At 71.2% G+C, this 18,583-nt stretch carries 18 protein-coding genes; 14 read left to right on the forward strand and 4 right to left on the reverse strand.

Going from position 1 to position 18,583, the window contains the following annotated elements:
• Window positions 1–84: 84 nt before the first annotated feature.
• Window positions 85–1,116 carry an SAM-dependent methyltransferase gene (locus tag OHA03_RS15960; RefSeq protein ID WP_267004512.1) on the reverse strand — a complete coding sequence of 344 codons (1,032 nt, stop codon included), beginning with the start codon at window positions 1,114–1,116 and terminating at the stop codon, window positions 85–87.
• Window positions 1,117–1,212: 96 nt separating this feature from the next.
• Between OHA03_RS15960 and OHA03_RS15965 the strand changes: the two genes are divergently transcribed.
• Together OHA03_RS15965 and OHA03_RS15970 are read left to right on the forward strand one after the other, a co-directional pair.
• Window positions 1,213–2,412: a sensor histidine kinase gene (locus tag OHA03_RS15965; RefSeq protein ID WP_267004513.1), complete on the forward strand. Its 1,200-nt coding sequence runs from the start codon at window positions 1,213–1,215 to the stop codon at window positions 2,410–2,412.
• 42 nt (window positions 2,413–2,454) lie between these two features.
• Window positions 2,455–3,132: a response regulator transcription factor gene (locus OHA03_RS15970; protein WP_267004514.1), complete on the forward strand. Its 678-nt coding sequence runs from the start codon at window positions 2,455–2,457 to the stop codon at window positions 3,130–3,132.
• Between the two features lie 19 nt (window positions 3,133–3,151).
• On the opposite strand, the gene OHA03_RS15975 is transcribed toward OHA03_RS15970, so the two are convergent.
• Window positions 3,152–4,264 (reverse strand): DUF5937 family protein, encoded by a 1,113-nt coding sequence (locus OHA03_RS15975; protein WP_267008063.1) that lies wholly within the window; start codon window positions 4,262–4,264, stop codon window positions 3,152–3,154.
• Window positions 4,265–4,368: 104 nt separating this feature from the next.
• Here OHA03_RS15975 and OHA03_RS15980 point away from each other — a divergent pair, with 104 nt between their 5' ends.
• Complete coding sequence (locus OHA03_RS15980; RefSeq protein ID WP_267004515.1) at window positions 4,369–4,629, forward strand: hypothetical protein; 261 nt, start codon at window positions 4,369–4,371, stop codon at window positions 4,627–4,629.
• A 37-nt stretch (window positions 4,630–4,666) separates the two neighbouring features.
• Here OHA03_RS15980 and OHA03_RS15985 read toward each other — a convergent pair whose 3' ends face one another.
• Window positions 4,667–5,902 carry a low specificity L-threonine aldolase gene (locus OHA03_RS15985; RefSeq protein ID WP_267004516.1) on the reverse strand — a complete coding sequence of 412 codons (1,236 nt, stop codon included), beginning with the start codon at window positions 5,900–5,902 and terminating at the stop codon, window positions 4,667–4,669.
• A 181-nt stretch (window positions 5,903–6,083) separates the two neighbouring features.
• Between OHA03_RS15985 and OHA03_RS15990 the strand changes: the two genes are divergently transcribed.
• The 10 genes from OHA03_RS15990 (at window position 6,084) to OHA03_RS16035 (ending at window position 14,261) form a co-directional block, all read left to right on the forward strand.
• The gene (locus OHA03_RS15990) at window positions 6,084–7,043 is read left to right on the forward strand and encodes a Rossmann-like and DUF2520 domain-containing protein (protein ID WP_267004517.1); all 960 of its coding nucleotides are present in this window, start codon (window positions 6,084–6,086) and stop codon (window positions 7,041–7,043) included.
• Window positions 7,040–8,050 (forward strand): pantoate--beta-alanine ligase, encoded by a 1,011-nt coding sequence (gene panC, locus OHA03_RS15995; RefSeq protein ID WP_267004518.1) that lies wholly within the window; start codon window positions 7,040–7,042, stop codon window positions 8,048–8,050. The genes OHA03_RS15990 and panC overlap by 4 nt, the downstream gene beginning before the upstream one ends.
• A complete protein-coding gene (locus tag OHA03_RS16000) occupies window positions 8,047–9,831 on the forward strand; it encodes an L-aspartate oxidase (RefSeq protein WP_267004519.1) in 1,785 nt (594 codons plus the stop codon). The genes panC and OHA03_RS16000 overlap by 4 nt, the downstream gene beginning before the upstream one ends.
• Before the next feature lie 2 nt (window positions 9,832–9,833).
• Complete coding sequence (gene nadC / locus OHA03_RS16005; RefSeq protein WP_267004520.1) at window positions 9,834–10,877, forward strand: carboxylating nicotinate-nucleotide diphosphorylase; 1,044 nt, start codon at window positions 9,834–9,836, stop codon at window positions 10,875–10,877.
• Window positions 10,877–11,674 carry a type III pantothenate kinase gene (locus OHA03_RS16010; RefSeq protein ID WP_267004521.1) on the forward strand — a complete coding sequence of 266 codons (798 nt, stop codon included), beginning with the start codon at window positions 10,877–10,879 and terminating at the stop codon, window positions 11,672–11,674. The genes nadC and OHA03_RS16010 overlap by 1 nt, the downstream gene beginning before the upstream one ends.
• Before the next feature lie 138 nt (window positions 11,675–11,812).
• Window positions 11,813–12,403, forward strand: coding sequence for a hypothetical protein (locus OHA03_RS16015; protein WP_267008064.1), 591 nt, complete (start codon window positions 11,813–11,815; stop codon window positions 12,401–12,403).
• Between the two features lie 61 nt (window positions 12,404–12,464).
• On the forward strand, window positions 12,465–12,644 hold the full coding sequence (locus OHA03_RS16020; RefSeq protein WP_267004522.1) for a hypothetical protein: 180 nt from the start codon (window positions 12,465–12,467) through the stop codon (window positions 12,642–12,644).
• Between the two features lie 144 nt (window positions 12,645–12,788).
• Complete coding sequence (locus OHA03_RS16025; protein WP_267004523.1) at window positions 12,789–13,214, forward strand: BlaI/MecI/CopY family transcriptional regulator; 426 nt, start codon at window positions 12,789–12,791, stop codon at window positions 13,212–13,214.
• Between the two features lie 9 nt (window positions 13,215–13,223).
• Window positions 13,224–13,781 (forward strand): amino-acid N-acetyltransferase, encoded by a 558-nt coding sequence (locus tag OHA03_RS16030; protein WP_078852725.1) that lies wholly within the window; start codon window positions 13,224–13,226, stop codon window positions 13,779–13,781.
• A gap of 144 nt (window positions 13,782–13,925) precedes the next feature.
• Window positions 13,926–14,261, forward strand: coding sequence for an Lsr2 family protein (locus OHA03_RS16035; protein ID WP_267004524.1), 336 nt, complete (start codon window positions 13,926–13,928; stop codon window positions 14,259–14,261).
• Here the strand turns inward: OHA03_RS16035 and OHA03_RS16040 are convergent.
• Window positions 14,240–14,854, reverse strand: a complete 615-nt coding sequence (locus tag OHA03_RS16040) for an SCO3374 family protein (RefSeq protein ID WP_267004525.1) — start codon at window positions 14,852–14,854, stop codon at window positions 14,240–14,242. The genes OHA03_RS16035 and OHA03_RS16040 overlap by 22 nt on opposite strands.
• Before the next feature lie 429 nt (window positions 14,855–15,283).
• On the opposite strand from OHA03_RS16040, the gene OHA03_RS16045 reads away from it, so the two are divergent.
• Window positions 15,284–17,812, forward strand: coding sequence for an ATP-dependent Clp protease ATP-binding subunit (locus tag OHA03_RS16045; protein ID WP_030925328.1), 2,529 nt, complete (start codon window positions 15,284–15,286; stop codon window positions 17,810–17,812).
• The last annotated feature ends 771 nt before the right edge of the window (window positions 17,813–18,583 follow it).

An 18,583-nucleotide genomic window follows, 5' to 3' on the forward strand; every position in this document is an offset into this window, starting at 1 on the left:
GGGCCCGTCCCCTACGCGCCCCTTCCCGCGCCGCACCCCGCGCCGCACCCCGGTCCGCAACACCGGGCGGGCCGAAAGATGCACTCAATCGCCGGACGGGCCGGTCGTGCCGGACGAGCCCGCCGGATACGGCCGCCGTGTCACCCGTTGCAGCAGCCAGCCGAAGTCGCCGAGCCCGCCCCGCGCGGTCAGCTCAGCCGCCTCACCCGCCGACGCGAGCGCGCGCACGTATCCCGCCGGATCGGTCGAGGCCAGGGCGAGCGACGGCCGCTCCCCGCTGATACCCAGCCCCCGCAGCGCCTCCCGCTGATCCACCACCTCGGGCTCCTCGCCGTCCACAGTCCCGGCCGCCGCGCACGCGTCCAGCGCCACATGCGAGGTGAGGTCGCAACTGCCGTCCGGCACCGGCCGCACCTCGCGCCCCGCCCGGAAGCCGGTCAGCGTGCCGAACGGCGGCCGCGCCTCCCGTACGTGGGCGTAGTCGACAGCCACCGCGAGCCCTGCGGACAGGGTGGAGACCGCCCGCGCCCACGCCTCGTCGCGCGGTCGGCCGATCTCCGCGCGGCTGCCCGGCCCGGCCGACGGCCACCAGCGCCGCAGCCAGGCGGCGTCCGCCCCGGTCACCGGTTCACCCAGCCGCTCCGCGCCGTCCGCCGTCCTGACGAGGACATAGCGGTCGATGCCGTCCGCATCGGTCTCCGCGACCGGCGTCGGGACGTTGTCCAGCCACTCGTTGGCGAAGAGCAGCCCCCGCGCCCCCGGCGGCGGCTCGGCGCACCACTCGATCCGGGGGTCCAGGCCGGCCGGCCGCCCGGCGATCTCCACGGCGTACGCCCGTACCGAAACCCCCGCCGGGGCGAGGCCGGGCAGCGCCGCGAGCACCCCCGTCACCAGCTCTCCCCGCCCGGCCCCCAGATCCACCAGGTCGACCGCGTCCGTCCCCAGCTCCCGCGCCGTCCTGACCAGCAGCCGGGCCACGGCGGCGGCGAAAAGCGGAGACGCGTGCACGGACGTACGGAAGTGTCCGGCCGGCCCTTCGAAGCTCCGGTAGAACCCCCCGTCCCCGTACAAAGCGGCCTCGGCCGCCTCCTGCCACCCACGCCACTCATCCGTCACGGGGCCAAGTCTCCACCTTGGGGAGTACGGTCCCTGGAACCGGATCGGCCCTCCGGCTGACCCACCCACCTGCCGCCTGTCCCTACGCTGGGTTACGTGCAGCGCCTCTACGACTTCATCCGCAGACACCCGACGGGCGTCGACATCTTCTGGGCTGTCGTCCTCCTCGGGCTCTCCGGCGTGTCCGTCGTGGGCGACCAGGGCCGCGGCACACCGCGGCTGGCTGCCGTGCCGGTCGCCATCGGCCTCTGCCTGGTCGTCGCGCTGCGCCGCAGGGCGCCGGAGAAGATGCTGCTGCTCGCCGTCGCGGCGGGCGTCGCGCAGCTGATGCTCGACGTCAGGCCGAACGTCGCGAACTTCGCCATGCTGGTGATCACCTTCACGGTGGCCACGGTCGGCGAGCGATGGGCCTCACGGCTCGCACTGGTCTGCAGCCTGTGCGCGGCCGGTCTCTCGCAGCTGCGCTGGCCCAACGACACCCGGGGCGGCTGGGTCCAGGAGGTCTTTGTCGTCGTCGTCATGACCGTGCCGTTCGTCCTCGCCTGGGTGCTCGGCGACTCGATGCGGACCCGGCGGGCGTACTTCAGTCAGCTGGAGGAGCGGGCCGCCCGGCTGGAGCGGGAGCGCGAGGCGCAGTCGAAGGTCGCCGTGGCTGCCGAGCGGGCCCGTATCGCCCGCGAACTGCACGATGTCGTCGCGCACAACGTCTCGGTGATGGTGGTGCAGGCCGACGGGGCGGCGTACGTGATGGACGCGGCGCCCGACCAGGCCCGGCAGGCCCTGGAGACCATCTCCAGCACCGGCAGGCAGGCCCTCGCCGAGATGCGCCGGCTGCTCGGCGTGCTGCGCACCGGCGACAGCCAGGAGAGCGGGGAGTACGTCCCGCAGCCCGATGTCGGGCAGATCGAGGACCTGATCGAGCAGGTCCGCCGGACCGGTCTGGCGGTGGACTTCAAGATCGAGGGCACGCCGCGCCCGCTGCCCAGCGGCGTCGAGCTGACGGCGTACCGCATCGTGCAGGAAGCCCTGACCAACACCCGCAAGCACGGCGGCCCGGATGCCGGGGCCAGCGTGCGGCTGGTCTACTTCGACGACGGGCTCGGTCTGCTGGTCGAGGACGACGGCCGGGGCGCGGCGCACGAACTGTACGAGGACGGCGGCGCCGACGGCGCAGGTCACGGGATGATCGGTATGCGCGAGCGGGTCGGCATGGTCGGCGGCACGCTGGACGCCGGGCCGCGGCCCGGTGGCGGCTTCCGGATCAGCGCACTGCTGCCGCTCAAGCCCGCCCACTAGCCCACTGCCCTTGCTGGACAGGAACAGGAGACAAGGACCCTCATGGCGATCCGCGTGATGCTCGTCGACGACCAGGTGCTGCTGCGCACCGGCTTCCGGATGGTGCTCGCGGCGCAGCCGGACATGGAGGTCGTCGCCGAGGCCGGCGACGGCGCGGAGGCGGTCGAGAACCTTCGCTCCACCGCCGTCGACGTGGTGCTGATGGATGTGCGCATGCCGAGGCTGGACGGTGTCGAGGCGACCCGGCGCATCTGCGCCCGGCCCGATGCGCCCAAGGTGCTCATCCTGACCACGTTCGACCTGGACGAATACGCCTTCTCCGGTCTGAAGGCCGGGGCCAGCGGTTTCATGCTCAAGGACGTGCCGCCGGCCGAACTGCTCGGCGCGATCCGTTCGGTGCACAGCGGCGACGCGGTCGTCGCCCCGTCCACCACCCGGCGGCTGCTCGACCGCTTCTCGTCCATGCTGCCGAGCAGCACCGACGAACCCAAGCACAAGGACATCGGCAAGCTCACCGAACGCGAACGCGAAGTGATGCTGCTGGTCGCGCAGGGCATGTCGAACGGCGAGATCGCGGCGCGGCTGGTGCTCTCCGAGGCGACGGTCAAGACGCACGTCGGCCGCATCCTCACCAAGCTGAACCTGCGCGACCGGGTGCAGGTCGTCGTGCTCGCGTACGAGACGGGACTGGTGCGGGCCGGCGGAGGCGGGGCGGGCTGACAGGCGCGCGCCGGTCACCTCACCGCAGCACGCCCTCCAGGAAGTCGCTGCCGAGCCGGGCCACCACCGTCAGGTCCAGCTGGTGCAGTACGTACCGGCCGCGCCGCCGTGTGGTGACCAGACCGGCCTTCTTCAGTACCGAAAGATGCCGGGAGACCTCGGGCGGCGTGATGCTGTGCGAGTCGGCGAGCTCACCGGTCGTGTACGGAGAACGGGCGAGGTTGCGGCACAGCCGCATCCGCATGGGGTGGGCCAGCGCCTCCAGCCGCAACTGGAGTATTTCGACGGAGGCGGGGGAGGGCAGTTCGGGGCGGCGCACCGGATAGTGGATCACCGGGCGCCAGCCCGGCGCGTGCAGCACCATCAGATGCGGCCAGCCGAAGCTGGTCGGGATGAGCGTGAGCCCGGCGCCGACGGCCGGGTCGGTCGCGGTGGTCGAGCCCTCCGTCATCTTGTCGGCGCTGATCCTGCACGCGCCTTCGTCGAGCGAGAGTGCGGCGGACACCGCCCCCAACGCCTCACCGGCTCCCTTGCGCCGCAGCAGATCCGTCTTGTGCCGGGCGTCGGCGACCAGCTGGACCTGGACCCGCCGCCAGGTGTCCGCGAAGAACGCCTCGTCGCAGTCCTCGAAGAGACGCCGGACCCAGCGGCGTACGGGTACGGGGTCGGCCAGCAACTGCCGGGTGAACTCCACCTGCCGCGGACCGCGCGCCGCCGCCATGTCCAGTGCGCGGGCGCGCATCAGCGGGTCGCTGAGCGGGGAGGGTGCGCCGGTCCCGTACAGGCTGGCGCAGGTGAACTCCAGGGCGGCGGCGACGAACCGTTCGTCGTCGAGCCGGTCGAGGATGTCCAGATCCTCGGCGAGCGTCGCCCCGGTCCGGCCGTCGCCGCCGCGCACCCCGGCGAACGGCATGAAGACGTCGGAGAACGTGTTGCGCCACAGGAACTCGGCCTCGTGCAGCCGGTCGGCCAGGTCGGGCTCCAGCGAGGCGGCGGTCGCCGTCGCCCAGCCGTGAAGTCCGGGATGGTGCCCCGGCTCGGAGAGCGCATGCAGAGCCAGCCCCAGCTCGGCGAGGGGCGAGGTCTCGAAGACGATGCGCTCGGGCGGCAGTCCCGCGATGTCGATGTTCACGCTCACCCCTCAATAGTGCGGGGTGCGGCGAAGGCGTCAGGCGCCATTTGACGGTGGCCGTCAATCGTCGCGCGGGACCGCCGGGACCGGCCCACGCTGAGTTCATGGACGCCATTCAGCAGCACATGATCGACAGCTATCGCGCAGCCCAGCACGGGGAACTGCCGCCGCCGCTGCCCGGCCGGCACGACTGGGCGGTGGTACGGGACGTACGCGACCTGCGCCGCTTCGACGCGGTGACAGCGGGCCTCCCGGCACGCCGCCGCCGGCGCACGGCACTACGAGAACTGTTCGCCCACGGTCACCACTCCGCCCCGCCGGACAACTCCACCCCGCCGGACAACTCCAGCCGCTCCGGCGCTTGAGGACAGGGCGGCCGCCGGACGGCCCCGGTGCCCGCCGCTAACCCAGCCGGTTCACGAACTCCCCCACCGCCACCCGCACATCCCGCGCGGTCCACTCCAGCCCCGCCTCCGACACCGTGACCTCCGTGTAGGACACCCCGGGCGGTCCCGCCGAAGCCGGGTGCCACCTGCGGAAGAGCGCCACGCCCGTCTCCTCCGCCTGCCGTACCGCCGCCTCGGTCAGGGCCTCTGCCCCGTACGGCAGCCATACCTGGAACTGGTGCGTGTGCGGCGGTTCCGGATGTACCCGGAACCACGGAACAGCGGACTCCGTAAAGCCCTCGGCCAGGGCGCCGGCCACCACCTGCGCCTGCGCCACGTAGGACGACAGCTTCGGCAGCTCCCGGTCCAGGCCGACCAGCGCCGAGAGCGCCGCCGGGAACTGCTGGTAGAGCTGGCCGCCGTACCGGTGGCGCCAGATGCGGGCCTCCTCGATCAGGGACTCCGGACCGGCGAGCGCGGCTCCGGACAGCCCGCCGAGCGTCTTGTAGAACGACACATACACGCTGTCCGCGAGCGCTGCGATCTCCGGCAGCCCGCGCCCGAAGCGGGGGGCGCACTCCCACAGTCGCGCGCCGTCGAAGTGCACCACTGCATCGCGTTCGCGGGCGGCCGCCACCACGGCCTCCAGCTCCTCCCACTCCGGCAGCACGAAACCGGCGTCGCGCAACGGCAGCTCCAGCATCAGCGTGCCGAAAGGTTCGGCGAAGTCGCGGATCTCCTGCGCGGTGGGCAGCCGCGGCTCGGACGTCGGGTGGACGGTACGCAGCCCGCTCACCGACCCCAGAGCACCGCGCTCGTGCACCTCCGGATGCGAGAGCGGGTGCAGTGCCACGGTCGGGCTGCCGGTGCGCCCCGCCCAGCAGCGCAGCGCGACCTGCTGAGCCATCGTTCCGGTCGGGAAGAAGGCCGCGGACTCCATTCCGAGCAGATCGGCGATGCGCTGCTCCAGTACGGCGACGATCCCGTCGCCGTAGATGTCCGCAGGCCGGTCCAGATCGGCCACGGAACCGGCGTACGCGCCCAGGTCGGCCAGTTGCTCGCCGAGCGTGCGATCGACGGGCGGCCGCCAAAGGCTCCGCTCGGCGCGGCGCCAGGCGGCGATCCGCCGGAACCGTTCAGCCGTTTCGCGGTCCGGCTCTCCGTCCCGTATCCCGTCCCCCGCCCGGTCCCGGACCTCGTCCCGGATCTCGCCCTGCGCCTGCGCTCGTGCCTGCTCGTGCCTGTCTGCCATGGGACGATCATCACGCAGAAGGCGGCCCCCGCCCACACGGTTTCGTGGTCCCCGCCCCGGCGGCCGTCCACGCATTCGTCCACAGCCTGTGGACGGCCAGGAGTCTGCGCGAAACGCTGGCGTAGCATGCAGAGAAATCGTCCGGTACCCCCCGCGGACTGGAACGGAAGGCCATCGCCGCGTGAACGCAACAGCACCCAAGGAGCCCCTCGACGCGAGGGACCGCCCCGCCCGCCTCACCGTGGGTGTCGTGGGCGCGGGCAGGGTAGGCCCTGCCCTTGCCGCGTCCCTGCAGCTTGCCGGGCACCGCCCGGTCGCCGTGTCGGGCGTCTCCGACGCGTCGGTGCGCCGGGCCGCCGCGCTCCTGCCCGACGTGCCCCTCGTATCGCCCGCCGAGGTGCTCGCGCGTGCCGAGCTGGTCCTGCTGACCGTGCCCGACGACGCCCTGCCCGGCCTCGTCGAGGGCCTCGCCGAGACCGGAGCGGTCCGCCCGGGGCAGCTGATCGTCCACACGTCGGGGCGTTACGGGACACGGGTCCTGGACCCCGCCCTGCGGGCCGGTGCGCTGCCGCTCGCCCTGCACCCGGCGATGACGTTCACCGGCACGAGCGTCGACGTCCAGCGGCTGGCCGGCTGCTCCTTCGGCGTCACCGCGCCAGAGGAGCTGCGGCTCGCCGCCGAGGCACTCGTCATCGAGATGGGCGGCGAGCCCGAATGGATCGCGGAGGAGTCCCGTCCGCTCTACCACGCGGCGCTCGCTCTCGGCGCGAACCACCTGGTCACGCTGGTCGCCCAGTCGATGGAGCTGCTGCGCACGGCAGGGGTCGAGGCCCCCGACCGGATGCTCGGCCCGCTCCTCGGCGCCGCTCTCGACAACGCCCTGCGTTCCGGTGACGCCGCGCTGACCGGCCCGGTCGCCCGCGGCGACGCGGGCACGGTCGCCGCTCACATCGGCGAGCTGCGCAGGCACGCCCCGCAGACCGTGGCCGGTTACCTCGCGATGGCCCGCGCCACCGCCGACCGGGCGCTGGCGCACGGTCTGCTCAAGCCGGAGCTCGCGGAGGACCTGCTCGGCGTCCTGGCCGACGGGGCCGCGGGCGCGGGTACCACGGGCAGCACCGGACCGGGAGAGACCCGATGACCGAAACCTCCACCACCCTGCTCGGTACGGCCGCCGAACTGGACGCGTCCGGCGGGCGCAAGGGACCGCGGGCCGTCGTCATGACCATGGGCGCCCTGCACGAGGGGCACGCCGGCCTGGTCCGTGCCGCCCGCGCCGCCGCGGGCCCGGACGGTCAGGTCGTCGTCACCGTCTTCGTCAACCCGCTCCAGTTCGGGGAGGCCGCAGACCTCGAGCGCTACCCCCGTACCCTCGACGCCGATCTCGCCGTCGCGGGCGCGGCCGGTGCCGACGTGGTCTTCGCCCCGTCCGTCGACGAGGTCTACCCCGGCGGTGAGCCGCAGGTCAGGATCGCCGCGGGCCCGATGGGCGAGCGGCTGGAAGGGGCGTTTCGGCCCGGCCATTTCGACGGGATGCTGACCGTCGTCGCCAAGTTCCTGCACCTCACCCGCCCCGATGTCGCGTTCTTCGGGCAGAAGGACGCCCAGCAGCTGGCGCTGATCCGCCGTATGGTGCGCGACCTGAACTTCCCGGTGGAGATCGTCGGCGTGGAGACGGCCCGTGAGCCGGACGGCCTCGCGCTCTCCAGCCGCAACCGTTTCCTCGACGCCCAGGAGCGCCACACCGCCCTGGCCCTGTCCCGGGCCCTGTTCGCGGCCCGCGACAGGCTCGCCGCCCAGCAGGCGCTGCACGCCCGCGCGCAGACCACCCCGGCGACGACGGACCGTGCCGCCGCACTCACCCGGCTCGGCGAGGCCCGCGCGGCCGCCGACACCCAGGCGGTGGCGCGGGCCAGGCCGGACGACGGACCCGCGGCGGTGCGCGCCGCCGCGCGCATGATCCTCGACGACGCGGCCGCCGAACAGCCCCCGCTCGCCCTGGACTATCTGGCGCTCGTGGACCCGGCGGACTTCACCGAGATCCCCGACGACCGGACCACCGGTGACGCGATCCTCGCCGTCGCCGCGCGGGTGGGCGCCACCCGCCTCATCGACAACATCCCGCTGACCTTCGGAGCCGACACGTGACCGGAATACGGCTGACCGCCCCCGCCCCCGGCTGGGCCATCGACGCGGATGTCGTGGTGGTCGGCTCCGGCGTCGCCGGCCTCACCACCGCGCTGCGCTGCGCGGCCGCGGGCCTCGCCACCGTCGTCGTCACCAAGGCCCGGCTCGACGACGGCTCCACCCGCTGGGCGCAGGGCGGTATCGCGGCAGCCCTCGGTGAAGGCGACACCCCGGAACAGCACCTGGCCGACACCCTCGTCGCGGGGGCGGGCCTGTGCGACGAGTCGGCGGTACGGACCCTGGTCACCGAGGGCCCCGACGCCGTACGCCGTCTGATCAAGACCGGCGCGCACTTCGACACCACCGACACCGGCGACATCGCGCTCACCCGCGAGGGCGGCCACCACCGCCGCCGGATCGCGCACGCGGGCGGGGACGCGACGGGCGCCGAGATCTCCCGCGCCCTGGTCGAGGCGGTCCGCTCCGCAGCCCTCCACACCGTGGAGAACGCCCTGGTCCTGGACCTGCTGACGGACGCCGAAGGCCGCACCGCCGGCGTCACCCTGCACGTCATGGGCGAGGGCCAGCACGACGGCGTCGGCGCGGTCCACGCCCCCGCGGTGGTCCTCGCCACCGGCGGCATGGGCCAGGTCTTCTCCGCCACCACCAACCCGCCGGTCTCCACGGGCGACGGCGTCGCCCTCGCGCTGCGGGCCGGCGCGGAGGTCTCCGACCTCGAATTCGTCCAGTTCCACCCGACGGTGCTCTTCCTCGGCGCCGACTCCGAGGGCCAGCAGCCCCTCGTATCGGAAGCGGTACGGGGCGAGGGCGCCCACCTCGTCGACGCGTCCGGAACCCGGTTCATGGTCGGGCAGCACGAACTGGCGGAACTGGCGCCGCGCGACATCGTCGCCAAGGCCATCACCCGCCAGATGCAGCTGCACGGCACCGAGCACATGTACCTCGACGCCCGCCATTTCGGCGCCGAGATGTGGGAACAGCGCTTCCCCACGATCCTGGCGGCCTGCCGCGCCCACGGCATCGACCCGATCACCGAACCGATCCCGGTCGCCCCCGCCGCGCACTACGCCTCCGGCGGCATCCGTACCGATCTGCGCGGCCGGACGACGGTCCCGGGGCTGTACGCGTGCGGCGAGGTCGCCTGCACGGGCGTGCACGGGGCGAACCGGCTGGCGTCCAACTCGCTCCTGGAGGGCCTGGTCTTCGCCGAACGCATCGCGGCGGACATCGTCGAGGACCGGCCGCGCGCGACGGAGGCGGCAGCCCCTGTGACGAAGGCAGCGACCCTGGTGGCGGACCGGGACACCGAACGGGAGACCGACCCCGCCCCCTCGCCGCTGCTCGCCCCCGAGGCGCGGACCACGATTCAGCGGATCATGACCCGGGGCGCCGGCGTCCTGCGTTCCGCCGCCAGTCTCGTCACCGCCGCAGACGATCTCGAGGCCCTGCACAACAGTGCGGCCGCCGACGCCTGGGCGACCGGGCCGAAGCGCGCGGAGCCCGGCGTCGAGGCGTGGGAGGCCACCAACCTGCTCCTCGTCTCGCGCGTCCTGGTCGCCGCCGCCCGGCAGCGCGAGGAGACCCGCGGCTGCCACTGGCGCGAGGACCGGCCCGAGCGGAACGACGAGACCTGGCGCCGCCACCTCGTCGTGCGGCTCACCCCGGACCGCCGGCTCGTCCTCAGCCGTACGGAATCCGAGGCATTCCCGCCCGTACACCCGGCGGGGGCACCAGACTGCGCAGCAGCAACCACGACCCACCCCACCCCCGAGGAGCCGTAACCGTGAGCACGCCCGAAGAGAATCCGCGCCCCACACCCGTGGACGTACCGCTGATCCAGATCGGCGCGCCCGCACCGTCCGCGGGCGGCTGCGGGGACGCCTGCGGCTGCGGCGGGGACGACGGCTACGAGCTGGACCCGCTGGAGTGCGGCCTCGACCCCGACCTCGCCCAGCTCATCGCCGACGCGGGCCTCGACCCCGTTCAGGTCGAGGACATCGCGCACGTCGCCATCGAGGAGGACCTCGACCACGGCGTGGACGTCACAACCGTCGCGACGGTCTCCGAGGAGGCCATGGCCACCGGTGACTTCACCGCCCGCGAAGCCGGTGTCGTCGCCGGTCTGCGGGTCGCCGAGGCCGTCCTCTCCATCGTCTGTACGGCCGAGTTCGAGGTCGAGCGCCATGTCGAGGACGGCGACCGCGTCGTCCCCGGCCAGAAGCTGCTGACGGTCACCACCCGCACCCGCGACCTGCTCACCGGCGAGCGCAGCGCGCTCAACCTGCTCTGCAGGCTCTCCGGCATCGCGACCGCGACCCGCGCCTGGGCCGACGTGCTCGAAGGCACGAAGGCCAAGGTCCGCGACACCCGGAAGACCACTCCGGGACTGCGCGCCCTGGAGAAGTACGCGGTGCGCTGCGGCGGCGGCGTCAACCACCGGATGTCGCTCTCCGACGCCGCGCTGGTCAAGGACAACCATGTCATCGCGGCGGGCGGTGTCGCCGAGGCTTTCAAGCGGGTGCGGGACGAGTTCCCGGACGTCCCGATCGAGGTCGAGGTCGACACCCTGGACCAGGTCCACGAGGTCCTGGCGGCGGGCGCCGACCTGATCCTGCTGGACAACTTCACCCCGGCCGAGACCGAGGAGGCCGTAGCGGTCGTCGGCGGCCGCGCGGCCCTGGAGTCCTCCGGCCGTCTCACCCTCGACAGCGCCCGCGCCTACGCCGACGCGGGCGTCGACTACCTCGCCGTCGGTGCGCTCACCCACTCCTCACCGATCCTCGACATCGGCCTGGACTTCCGCGACACCGACGGGGCCGGCGTCTGATGCTGCTCACCATCGACGTCGGCAACACCCACACCGTCCTGGGCCTGTTCGACGGTGAGGAGATCGTCGAGCACTGGCGGATCTCCACCGACGCCCGGCGCACCGCGGACGAGCTCGCGGTGCTGCTCAACGGCCTGATGGGCATGCACCCGCTGCTCGGCGAGGAGCTGGGCGACGGCATCGAGGGTATAGCGATCTGCGCCACCGTCCCGGCGGTGCTGCACGAGCTGCGCGAGGTCACCCGTCGTTACTACGGGGATGTCCCTGCCGTACTCGTGGAGCCCGGCATCAAGACGGGGGTGCCGATCCTGGTGGACAACCCGAAGGAGGTCGGCGCGGACCGCATCATCAACTCGGTCGCCGCCGTCGAGCTCTACGGCGGTCCGGCGATCGTCGTCGACTTCGGCACCGCCACCACTTTCGATGCGGTCTCCGCCCGTGGCGAGTACGCGGGCGGGGTCATCGCCCCCGGCATCGAGATCTCGGTCGAGGCACTCGGCGTCAAGGGCGCCCAGCTCCGCAAGATCGAGCTGGCCCGGCCGCGCAGCGTGATCGGCAAGAACACGGTCGAGGCCATGCAGTCGGGCATCGTGTACGGCTTCGCGGGCCAGGTCGACGGCGTCGTCGAACGCATGAAGAAGGAGCTGGCGGCCGACCCGGACGACGTCACCGTCATCGCGACCGGCGGGCTTGCTCCGATGGTGTTGGGCGAGTCCTCCGTGATCGACGAGCACGAGCCCTGGCTCACGCTCATCGGCCTGCGTCTGGTGTACGAGCGCAACGTGGCCCGGATGTAGGCGCGGCGCCGGGCACCTGCGGGAACGGTGCGGCGGCGGGGCGACCGCCGCCGCGCCGCCGTCGGCCAGCTAAGCCGATTTTGTCCATTTAGCACGTATTGTCGCGCTATGCCCACGCCTTACGGATCACGCGGCGGTATGGCGTTCAGCGCGGACGAGCTGCGAGTGCTCCGACGCGCCCTCGCCAACGCCCTCCACCCCGCGCCCCTGCCCGACGACGATGTCCAGGACTGCCTGCGGCTTGCGGGCTCCGTCGACGAGGTGGCCGGCGAGGCGGGACGGCTGCGCGCGTTCCTCCTCGCCGACCTCGTCCGCTACCGAGACGCCCTTCCCGGCTCCGCCACCGGCTATCTGGAACTGCTCCAGGACGCCCTGGCCGCCGGTTACGACCCCCGCCCGGAGGATCTGGCCGCACTGCGCCTCCAGCGCGGCAGACCGGTCGCCGCAGCGCTCCTGGAGCGCTGCCAGGTGCTCGCCGAACGGTCGGTACGGGCGCGGCTCGCCGGCCGGGCCGTACCCGCGACGACCCCTGCCCCGCGCAGCCGCCTGCTGGCACTGCCCGGCGGCCGGGCGGCGGCCCCCGAACCCGAACGGCCGAAGGCCCCGCCGGCCCCGGCCCGTCCGGTGCCACAGCCCGAGCGCCCCGCACCGAAGCCCTCGGAGGTCTTCCCGCCCCGCCGCCGCCCGGCCCCGCCGGCCCCGCCTGCGCAGCAGCGCGCCGCGGGGTAGCCACGCCGGACGGCGGAGGGGGCACGCGAAAGCCCGTACCGGGCTCGCTACTCTGGACGCCATGGACTACGTATCCGCGCTCGTGCCCCCCGTGGTAATGGCTGCCTTCTTCATCGGCCTCGTCGTGACGATCGTCAAGAGCCAGGGCGGCCCCAACAAGGCCAAGGAGGACGCGGCCGTGGACTCGGCGATCAGCCGCGCCGAGGCGGTGCGGAAGACCCCGCGGACCGACGGGGTCTGACCGGTACCTCGCGTGCTGCCACTGCACAGCACTGGATCGCACCGCACTGCACTGAGCGAAGGGCGTGCGGCTCATCATGAGCCGTACGCCCTTTTGCTGTGTAAATAACCTGCCATTCCAGACATCTAGCACTATGGTGACGCTGTGCCCCGCCAATTGGGAGAGCTGGAAGACGCCGTGATGACGCGGGTCTGGCAATGGAACCGTCCGGTCACCGTGCGGGAAGTCCTTGAGGACCTTCAGCAGGAACGGTCCATCGCGTACACGACCGTCATGACGGTAATGGACAATCTCCATCAGAAGGGCTGGGTGCGCAGGGAAGTCGAGGGCCGCGCATATCGATATACGGCGGTCTCCACCCGCGCCGCCTACTCGGCCGCACTGATGAACGAAGCCTGGTCGCACAGTGACAACCCGGCCGCCGCTCTTGTCGCCTTCTTCGGCATGATGTCCGCCGAGCAGCGCGACGCTCTCCGCGATGCGATGCGGATCGTATCCCCGGACGCCCCGGACGCCCCGGAGGTCGGGGATCACCCGGCTGATGACGCGGGCCCGGAGACCGGGCGATAGCGTCGGGGCATGTCCTCAGAGCTTCCGCATACAGATTTCCGTACCGAACCGTCGGTTATAAACGCAGCCATCACTGTCCGCCGTGCCAGGACGAGCGATGTGCCCTCGGTCCGCCGTCTCCTCGACGGGTACGTACGCGAAGGCATCCTGCTCGACAAAGCGACGGTGACGCTTTACGAGGACATCCAGGAGTTCTGGATCGCGGAACGCGACGCGGATGCCCGGGTCATCGGCTGCGGTGCACTCCATGTGATGTGGGAAGACCTCGCCGAAGTCCGTACTCTCGCGGTCGATCACAGCATCAAGGGTGTCGGAGTGGGGCATCAAGTACTGGACAAGCTGTTGCAGACCGCCCGTTGGCTGGGTGTGCGCCGGGTTTTCTGTCTCACCTTCGAAGTCGACTTCTTCGCCAAGCACGGCTTCGTGGAGATCGGAGAGACACCGGTCGACACAGATGTCTACAGCGAGCTGCTGCGTTCCTATGACGAGGGCGTAGCGGAGTTCCTCGGTCTCGAACGAGTGAAGCCGAACACCTTGGGCAACAGTCGGATGCTTCTGCACCTGTGACCGCCGGAAGAACCCGGAACCCTATGTCCGAATCGCGCATGTTTCCCGCGTTCTTGCACTCCTGAACCTCTCCCAGGGGTTTGTGTTTTCCGGAGAAAAGCGGTTTCCTTTCCGCGTACTGCATTTTCGATGAAAGGAAATCCGGTGGCACAGAAGGTTCAGGTCCTTCTTGTCGATGACCTCGACGGTGGCGAGGCGGACGAGACAGTGACGTTCGCTCTGGATGGCAAGACGTACGAGATTGACCTCACCACGACCAACGCGGACAAGCTCCGCGGTCTTCTTGAGCCGTACACCAAGGGTGGCCGACGCACCGGTGGCCGTGCCGCGGCCGGCCGTGGCAAGGGTCGCGCCGTTCCCGGTGGCAACAAGGACACCGCCGAGATCCGTAAGTGGGCGCGCGAGAACGGTCACAATGTGAATGACCGCGGTCGTGTTCCGGCAGAGATCCGTGAGGCTTACGAGAAGGCCAACGGCTGAGCCGTCGACTGATCGGCCGCGCATCCCGTTGCCGGCCATCCTGTTCCGGCACGCATCAACCGGGCCCGGTGGCATTCCGTTGCCATCGCGTCCACGAGCCGTACGAGATCGGGAGCATCCCCACCCCTGCTCCCGAGGCCGGCGAGGGCCGGGAGCTCCGCCTCCCCCTCGTGCCGCAGCTCGGGGGGCCGCAGCCATACGGCGGCCCCCGGCGAGCCGGCCGCCCAGCCGGGCGGTGCCGGCGCGATGATCCGCCCGCCCGTACCGACGGCGGTCAACGTGAGGGCCACCCCGCCCCACTCCAGCCAGTCGAGCAGCCCCGGCAGCTCGTCGGCGCTCCCCGGGGCCACCAGTAGCCCCATGGTCTGCCCGGTCAGTGCCACCGGCCCGGTGCGTCCCACCCGCCGCAGTGCGGCGTGACCCGCGACCGCGGGCAGTTCCAGGACGTCGAACCGCAGCCCGGTCAGCAGCCGGACCGGAGCGGTGCCCGTCGTCGCCCAGTCGAGTTCGCGCTCGTACCACTGCGCATGGTCGCCATGGCCGTCGCGGTCGTCGGCGAGCGGCGAGCGCGGGGGCGGGACGGTGAGGGCCATGCCGGAAGAACTGCCGAAAGGCCCCCGGAGTTACGCAGAGTCTTCAATTGCATGCGCAGCGTGTCCGGAATGGAGGCGCACGAGCGCATTTCGCAGCGCAAGGATGTTCGCCCGTAGCGGAGGGAACCGGCGTGCGCCGCATGGACTGTCTGTAATTGCGGGTAAGACATCCCTAGTGGGGAGGGGCGACACGCAGGCCGAGACGTCTCACGTTCGCCGTCGGCGTACTGGCGATAGGGGTATCTGCCTGGCCTGCGGGAACATCGTCTCGCACCATCGGGTTGGAGCAGTTGTCGGCGTTCGGGGCAGGAGGCCAAGGACGGGTGTCGGCAGTTGGAATGAGCGGTCCCCGCTTGCGGGACTAAGCTGCGGAAGGACAGGGAGGGGACCGACCCCTTACTGCCTGACCGCTCTGAGGAGCGATTAACGATGTTCGAGAGGTTCACCGACCGCGCGCGGCGGGTTGTCGTCCTGGCTCAGGAAGAAGCCCGGATGCTCAACCACAACTACATCGGCACCGAGCACATCCTCCTGGGCCTTATCCACGAGGGTGAGGGTGTCGCCGCTAAGGCCCTGGAGAGCCTCGGGATTTCGCTCGAGGCGGTCCGCCAGCAGGTGGAGGAGATCATCGGTCAGGGCCAGCAGGCCCCGTCCGGGCACATCCCCTTCACTCCGCGAGCCAAGAAGGTCCTGGAGCTGTCGCTCCGCGAGGCTCTTCAGCTCGGCCACAACTACATCGGTACCGAGCACATCCTGCTCGGCCTGATCCGCGAGGGCGAGGGCGTCGCCGCCCAGGTACTCGTGAAGCTGGGCGCCGACCTGAACCGCGTGCGGCAGCAGGTCATCCAGCTGCTCTCCGGGTACTCGGGAGGCAAGGAGGCGGCCACTGCAGGCGGCCCCGCGGAGGGCACGCCCTCCACGTCCCTGGTGCTCGACCAGTTCGGCCGGAACCTCACCCAGGCCGCTCGCGAATCCAAGCTCGACCCGGTCATCGGGCGCGAGAAGGAGATCGAGCGGGTCATGCAGGTGCTGTCCCGCCGTACCAAGAACAACCCGGTTCTCATCGGCGAGCCCGGCGTCGGCAAGACGGCGGTCGTCGAGGGCCTGGCGCAGGCCATCGTCAAGGGCGAGGTGCCCGAGACCCTCAAGGACAAGCACCTCTACACCCTCGACCTCGGCGCGCTGGTCGCCGGCTCCCGCTACCGCGGTGACTTCGAGGAGCGCCTGAAGAAGGTCCTCAAGGAGATCCGCACCCGCGGCGACATCATCCTGTTCATCGACGAGCTCCACACCCTGGTGGGTGCGGGCGCCGCCGAGGGCGCGATCGACGCGGCAAGCATCCTCAAGCCCATGCTGGCGCGAGGCGAGCTCCAGACGATCGGTGCGACGACGCTCGACGAGTACCGCAAGCACCTGGAGAAGGACGCGGCCCTCGAGCGCCGCTTCCAGCCCATCCAGGTCGCGGAGCCGTCGCTGCCGCACACCATCGAGATCCTCAAGGGTCTGCGCGACCGCTACGAGGCCCACCACCGCGTCTCCATCACGGACGAGGCTCTGGTCCAGGCCGCGACGCTGGCCGACCGCTACATCTCGGACCGCTTCCTGCCGGACAAGGCGATCGACCTGATCGACGAGGCCGGTTCCCGGATGCGCATCCGCCGGATGACCGCGCCGCCGGACCTCCGCGAGTTCGACGAGAAGATCGCGGGTGTCCGCCGCGACAAGGAGTCGGCCATCGACTCCCAGGACTTCGAGAAGGCGGCGTCTCTCCGCGACAAGGAGAAGCAGCTGCTGGCGGCGAAGACCAAGCGGGAGAAGGAGTGGAAGGCCGGCGACATGGACGTCGTCGCCGAGGTCGACGGCGAGCTGATCGCCGAAGTCCTGGCCACGGCCACCGGTATCCCGGTCTTCAAGCTGACGGAGGAGGAGTCCTCCCGTCTGCTGCGCATGGAGGACGAGCTCCACAAGCGCGTCATCGGCCAGAAGGACGCCATCAAGGCCCTCTCGCAGGCGATCCGCCGTACGCGAGCCGGCCTGAAGGACCCGAAGCGCCCCGGTGGCTCGTTCATCTTCGCCGGCCCGTCCGGTGTCGGTAAGACGGAGCTCTCCAAGACGCTCGCCGAATTCCTCTTCGGTGACGAGGATGCGCTGATCTCCCTCGACATGTCGGAGTTCAGCGAGAAGCACACGGTTTCCCGCCTCTTCGGTTCTCCCCCCGGTTACGTGGGTTACGAAGAGGGCGGCCAGCTCACCGAGAAGGTGCGCCGCAAGCCGTTCTCCGTCGTCCTCTTCGACGAGGTCGAGAAGGCCCACCCCGATATCTTCAATTCCCTGCTCCAGATTCTGGAAGACGGTCGCCTGACCGACTCCCAGGGCCGGGTCGTGGACTTCAAGAACACGGTCATCATCATGACGACCAACCTCGGGACCCGGGACATCTCCAAGGGCTTCAACCTGGGCTTCGCCGCCCAGGGTGACGTCAAGACCGGCTACGAGCGGATGAAGAACAAGGTCAACGAAGAGCTCAAGCAGCACTTCCGGCCCGAGTTCCTCAACCGTGTCGACGACACGGTCGTGTTCCACCAGCTGACCGAGGAAGACATCATCCAGATCGTCGACCTCATGATCGCCAAGGTGGACGAGCGCCTGAAGGACCGCGACATGGGCATCGAGCTCAGCGCGGAGGCCAAGTCGCTCCTGGCGAAGAAGGGCTACGACCCCGTGATGGGCGCCCGGCCGCTGCGCCGGACGATCCAGCGCGAGATCGAAGACATCCTCTCCGAGAAGATCCTCTTCGGTGAGCTGCGGCCCGGTCACATCGTGGTCGTGGGCACCGAGGGCGAGGGTGAGGAGAAGAAGTTCACCTTCCGTGGCGAGGAGAAGTCGGCACTGCCCGACGTCCCGCCGATCGAGCAGGCGGCAGGCGGCGCCGGCCCGAACCTGACGAAGGACGCGTAAGGGCGCATCGAGCGTCTGAGCATGTGAAGGGGCTGCCCCGGACCGTTCCGTACGGTTCCGGGGCAGCCCCTTTTCCTGTGCGGTTCGGGATCAGCGGGTGATGCGAAGGCCGTCGGTGCCGAGGACGTGGACATCGGTGTCCTCGACCTCGACCTCGACATCGAGACCGGGCAGGACCTGGAGCGGCGTGCGGCCTGGCGGCGCCGACGACCGCTTCCTGTCCTGACACCGGTCGCCTCCCTCCCCGGCCTGTGCCAGGTGAAGCTTTCACACGTGCCCGCGTACGGGCTGGACAGCGCCCCCATGTACGCGGAGGTGAGCCGGCTGGGTCCCGGGCCTCACACGACGTCTCAGGGGGCGGCCTCGGCGCCTGGACGGGCCTCACGCCGCTCTGCGTACACACCCTCGCTCTGCCGGCGGCCCTCCTCCCCGTTCTGCGCCGGACGCCGACGCCCGTCGTCGCCGCGCGTTGGCCGGCCGAGCCCGCGCCGTACGGCCTCGCCGCCGAAGCGGCTTCGCCCGCAGGCCCCCGACATCGGGCAGGTCAGCCCCCGTAGACCTGCACCGAGCGGTCTCCGGGAGCTGCTGAAGGTCCGGGTCGGCTCCGACAGGCCGGGCGGCGGGGTCGGCTCGGCGTCGGCGGGTTGCTGCCGAAGGTCCCGAATCGGACAGCCCTTGGTCCCACCGCGGGTGACAAGGCGCACAGCCCTTTCGGGGCCTACTACCAGGCATAGGGGACATGGCCGTGATCGCGGGAGGGGCCTCTGCCCC

This window comes from Streptomyces sp. NBC_00154, from assembly GCF_026342835.1.
Classification (GTDB): Bacteria; Actinomycetota; Actinomycetes; order Streptomycetales; family Streptomycetaceae; genus Streptomyces.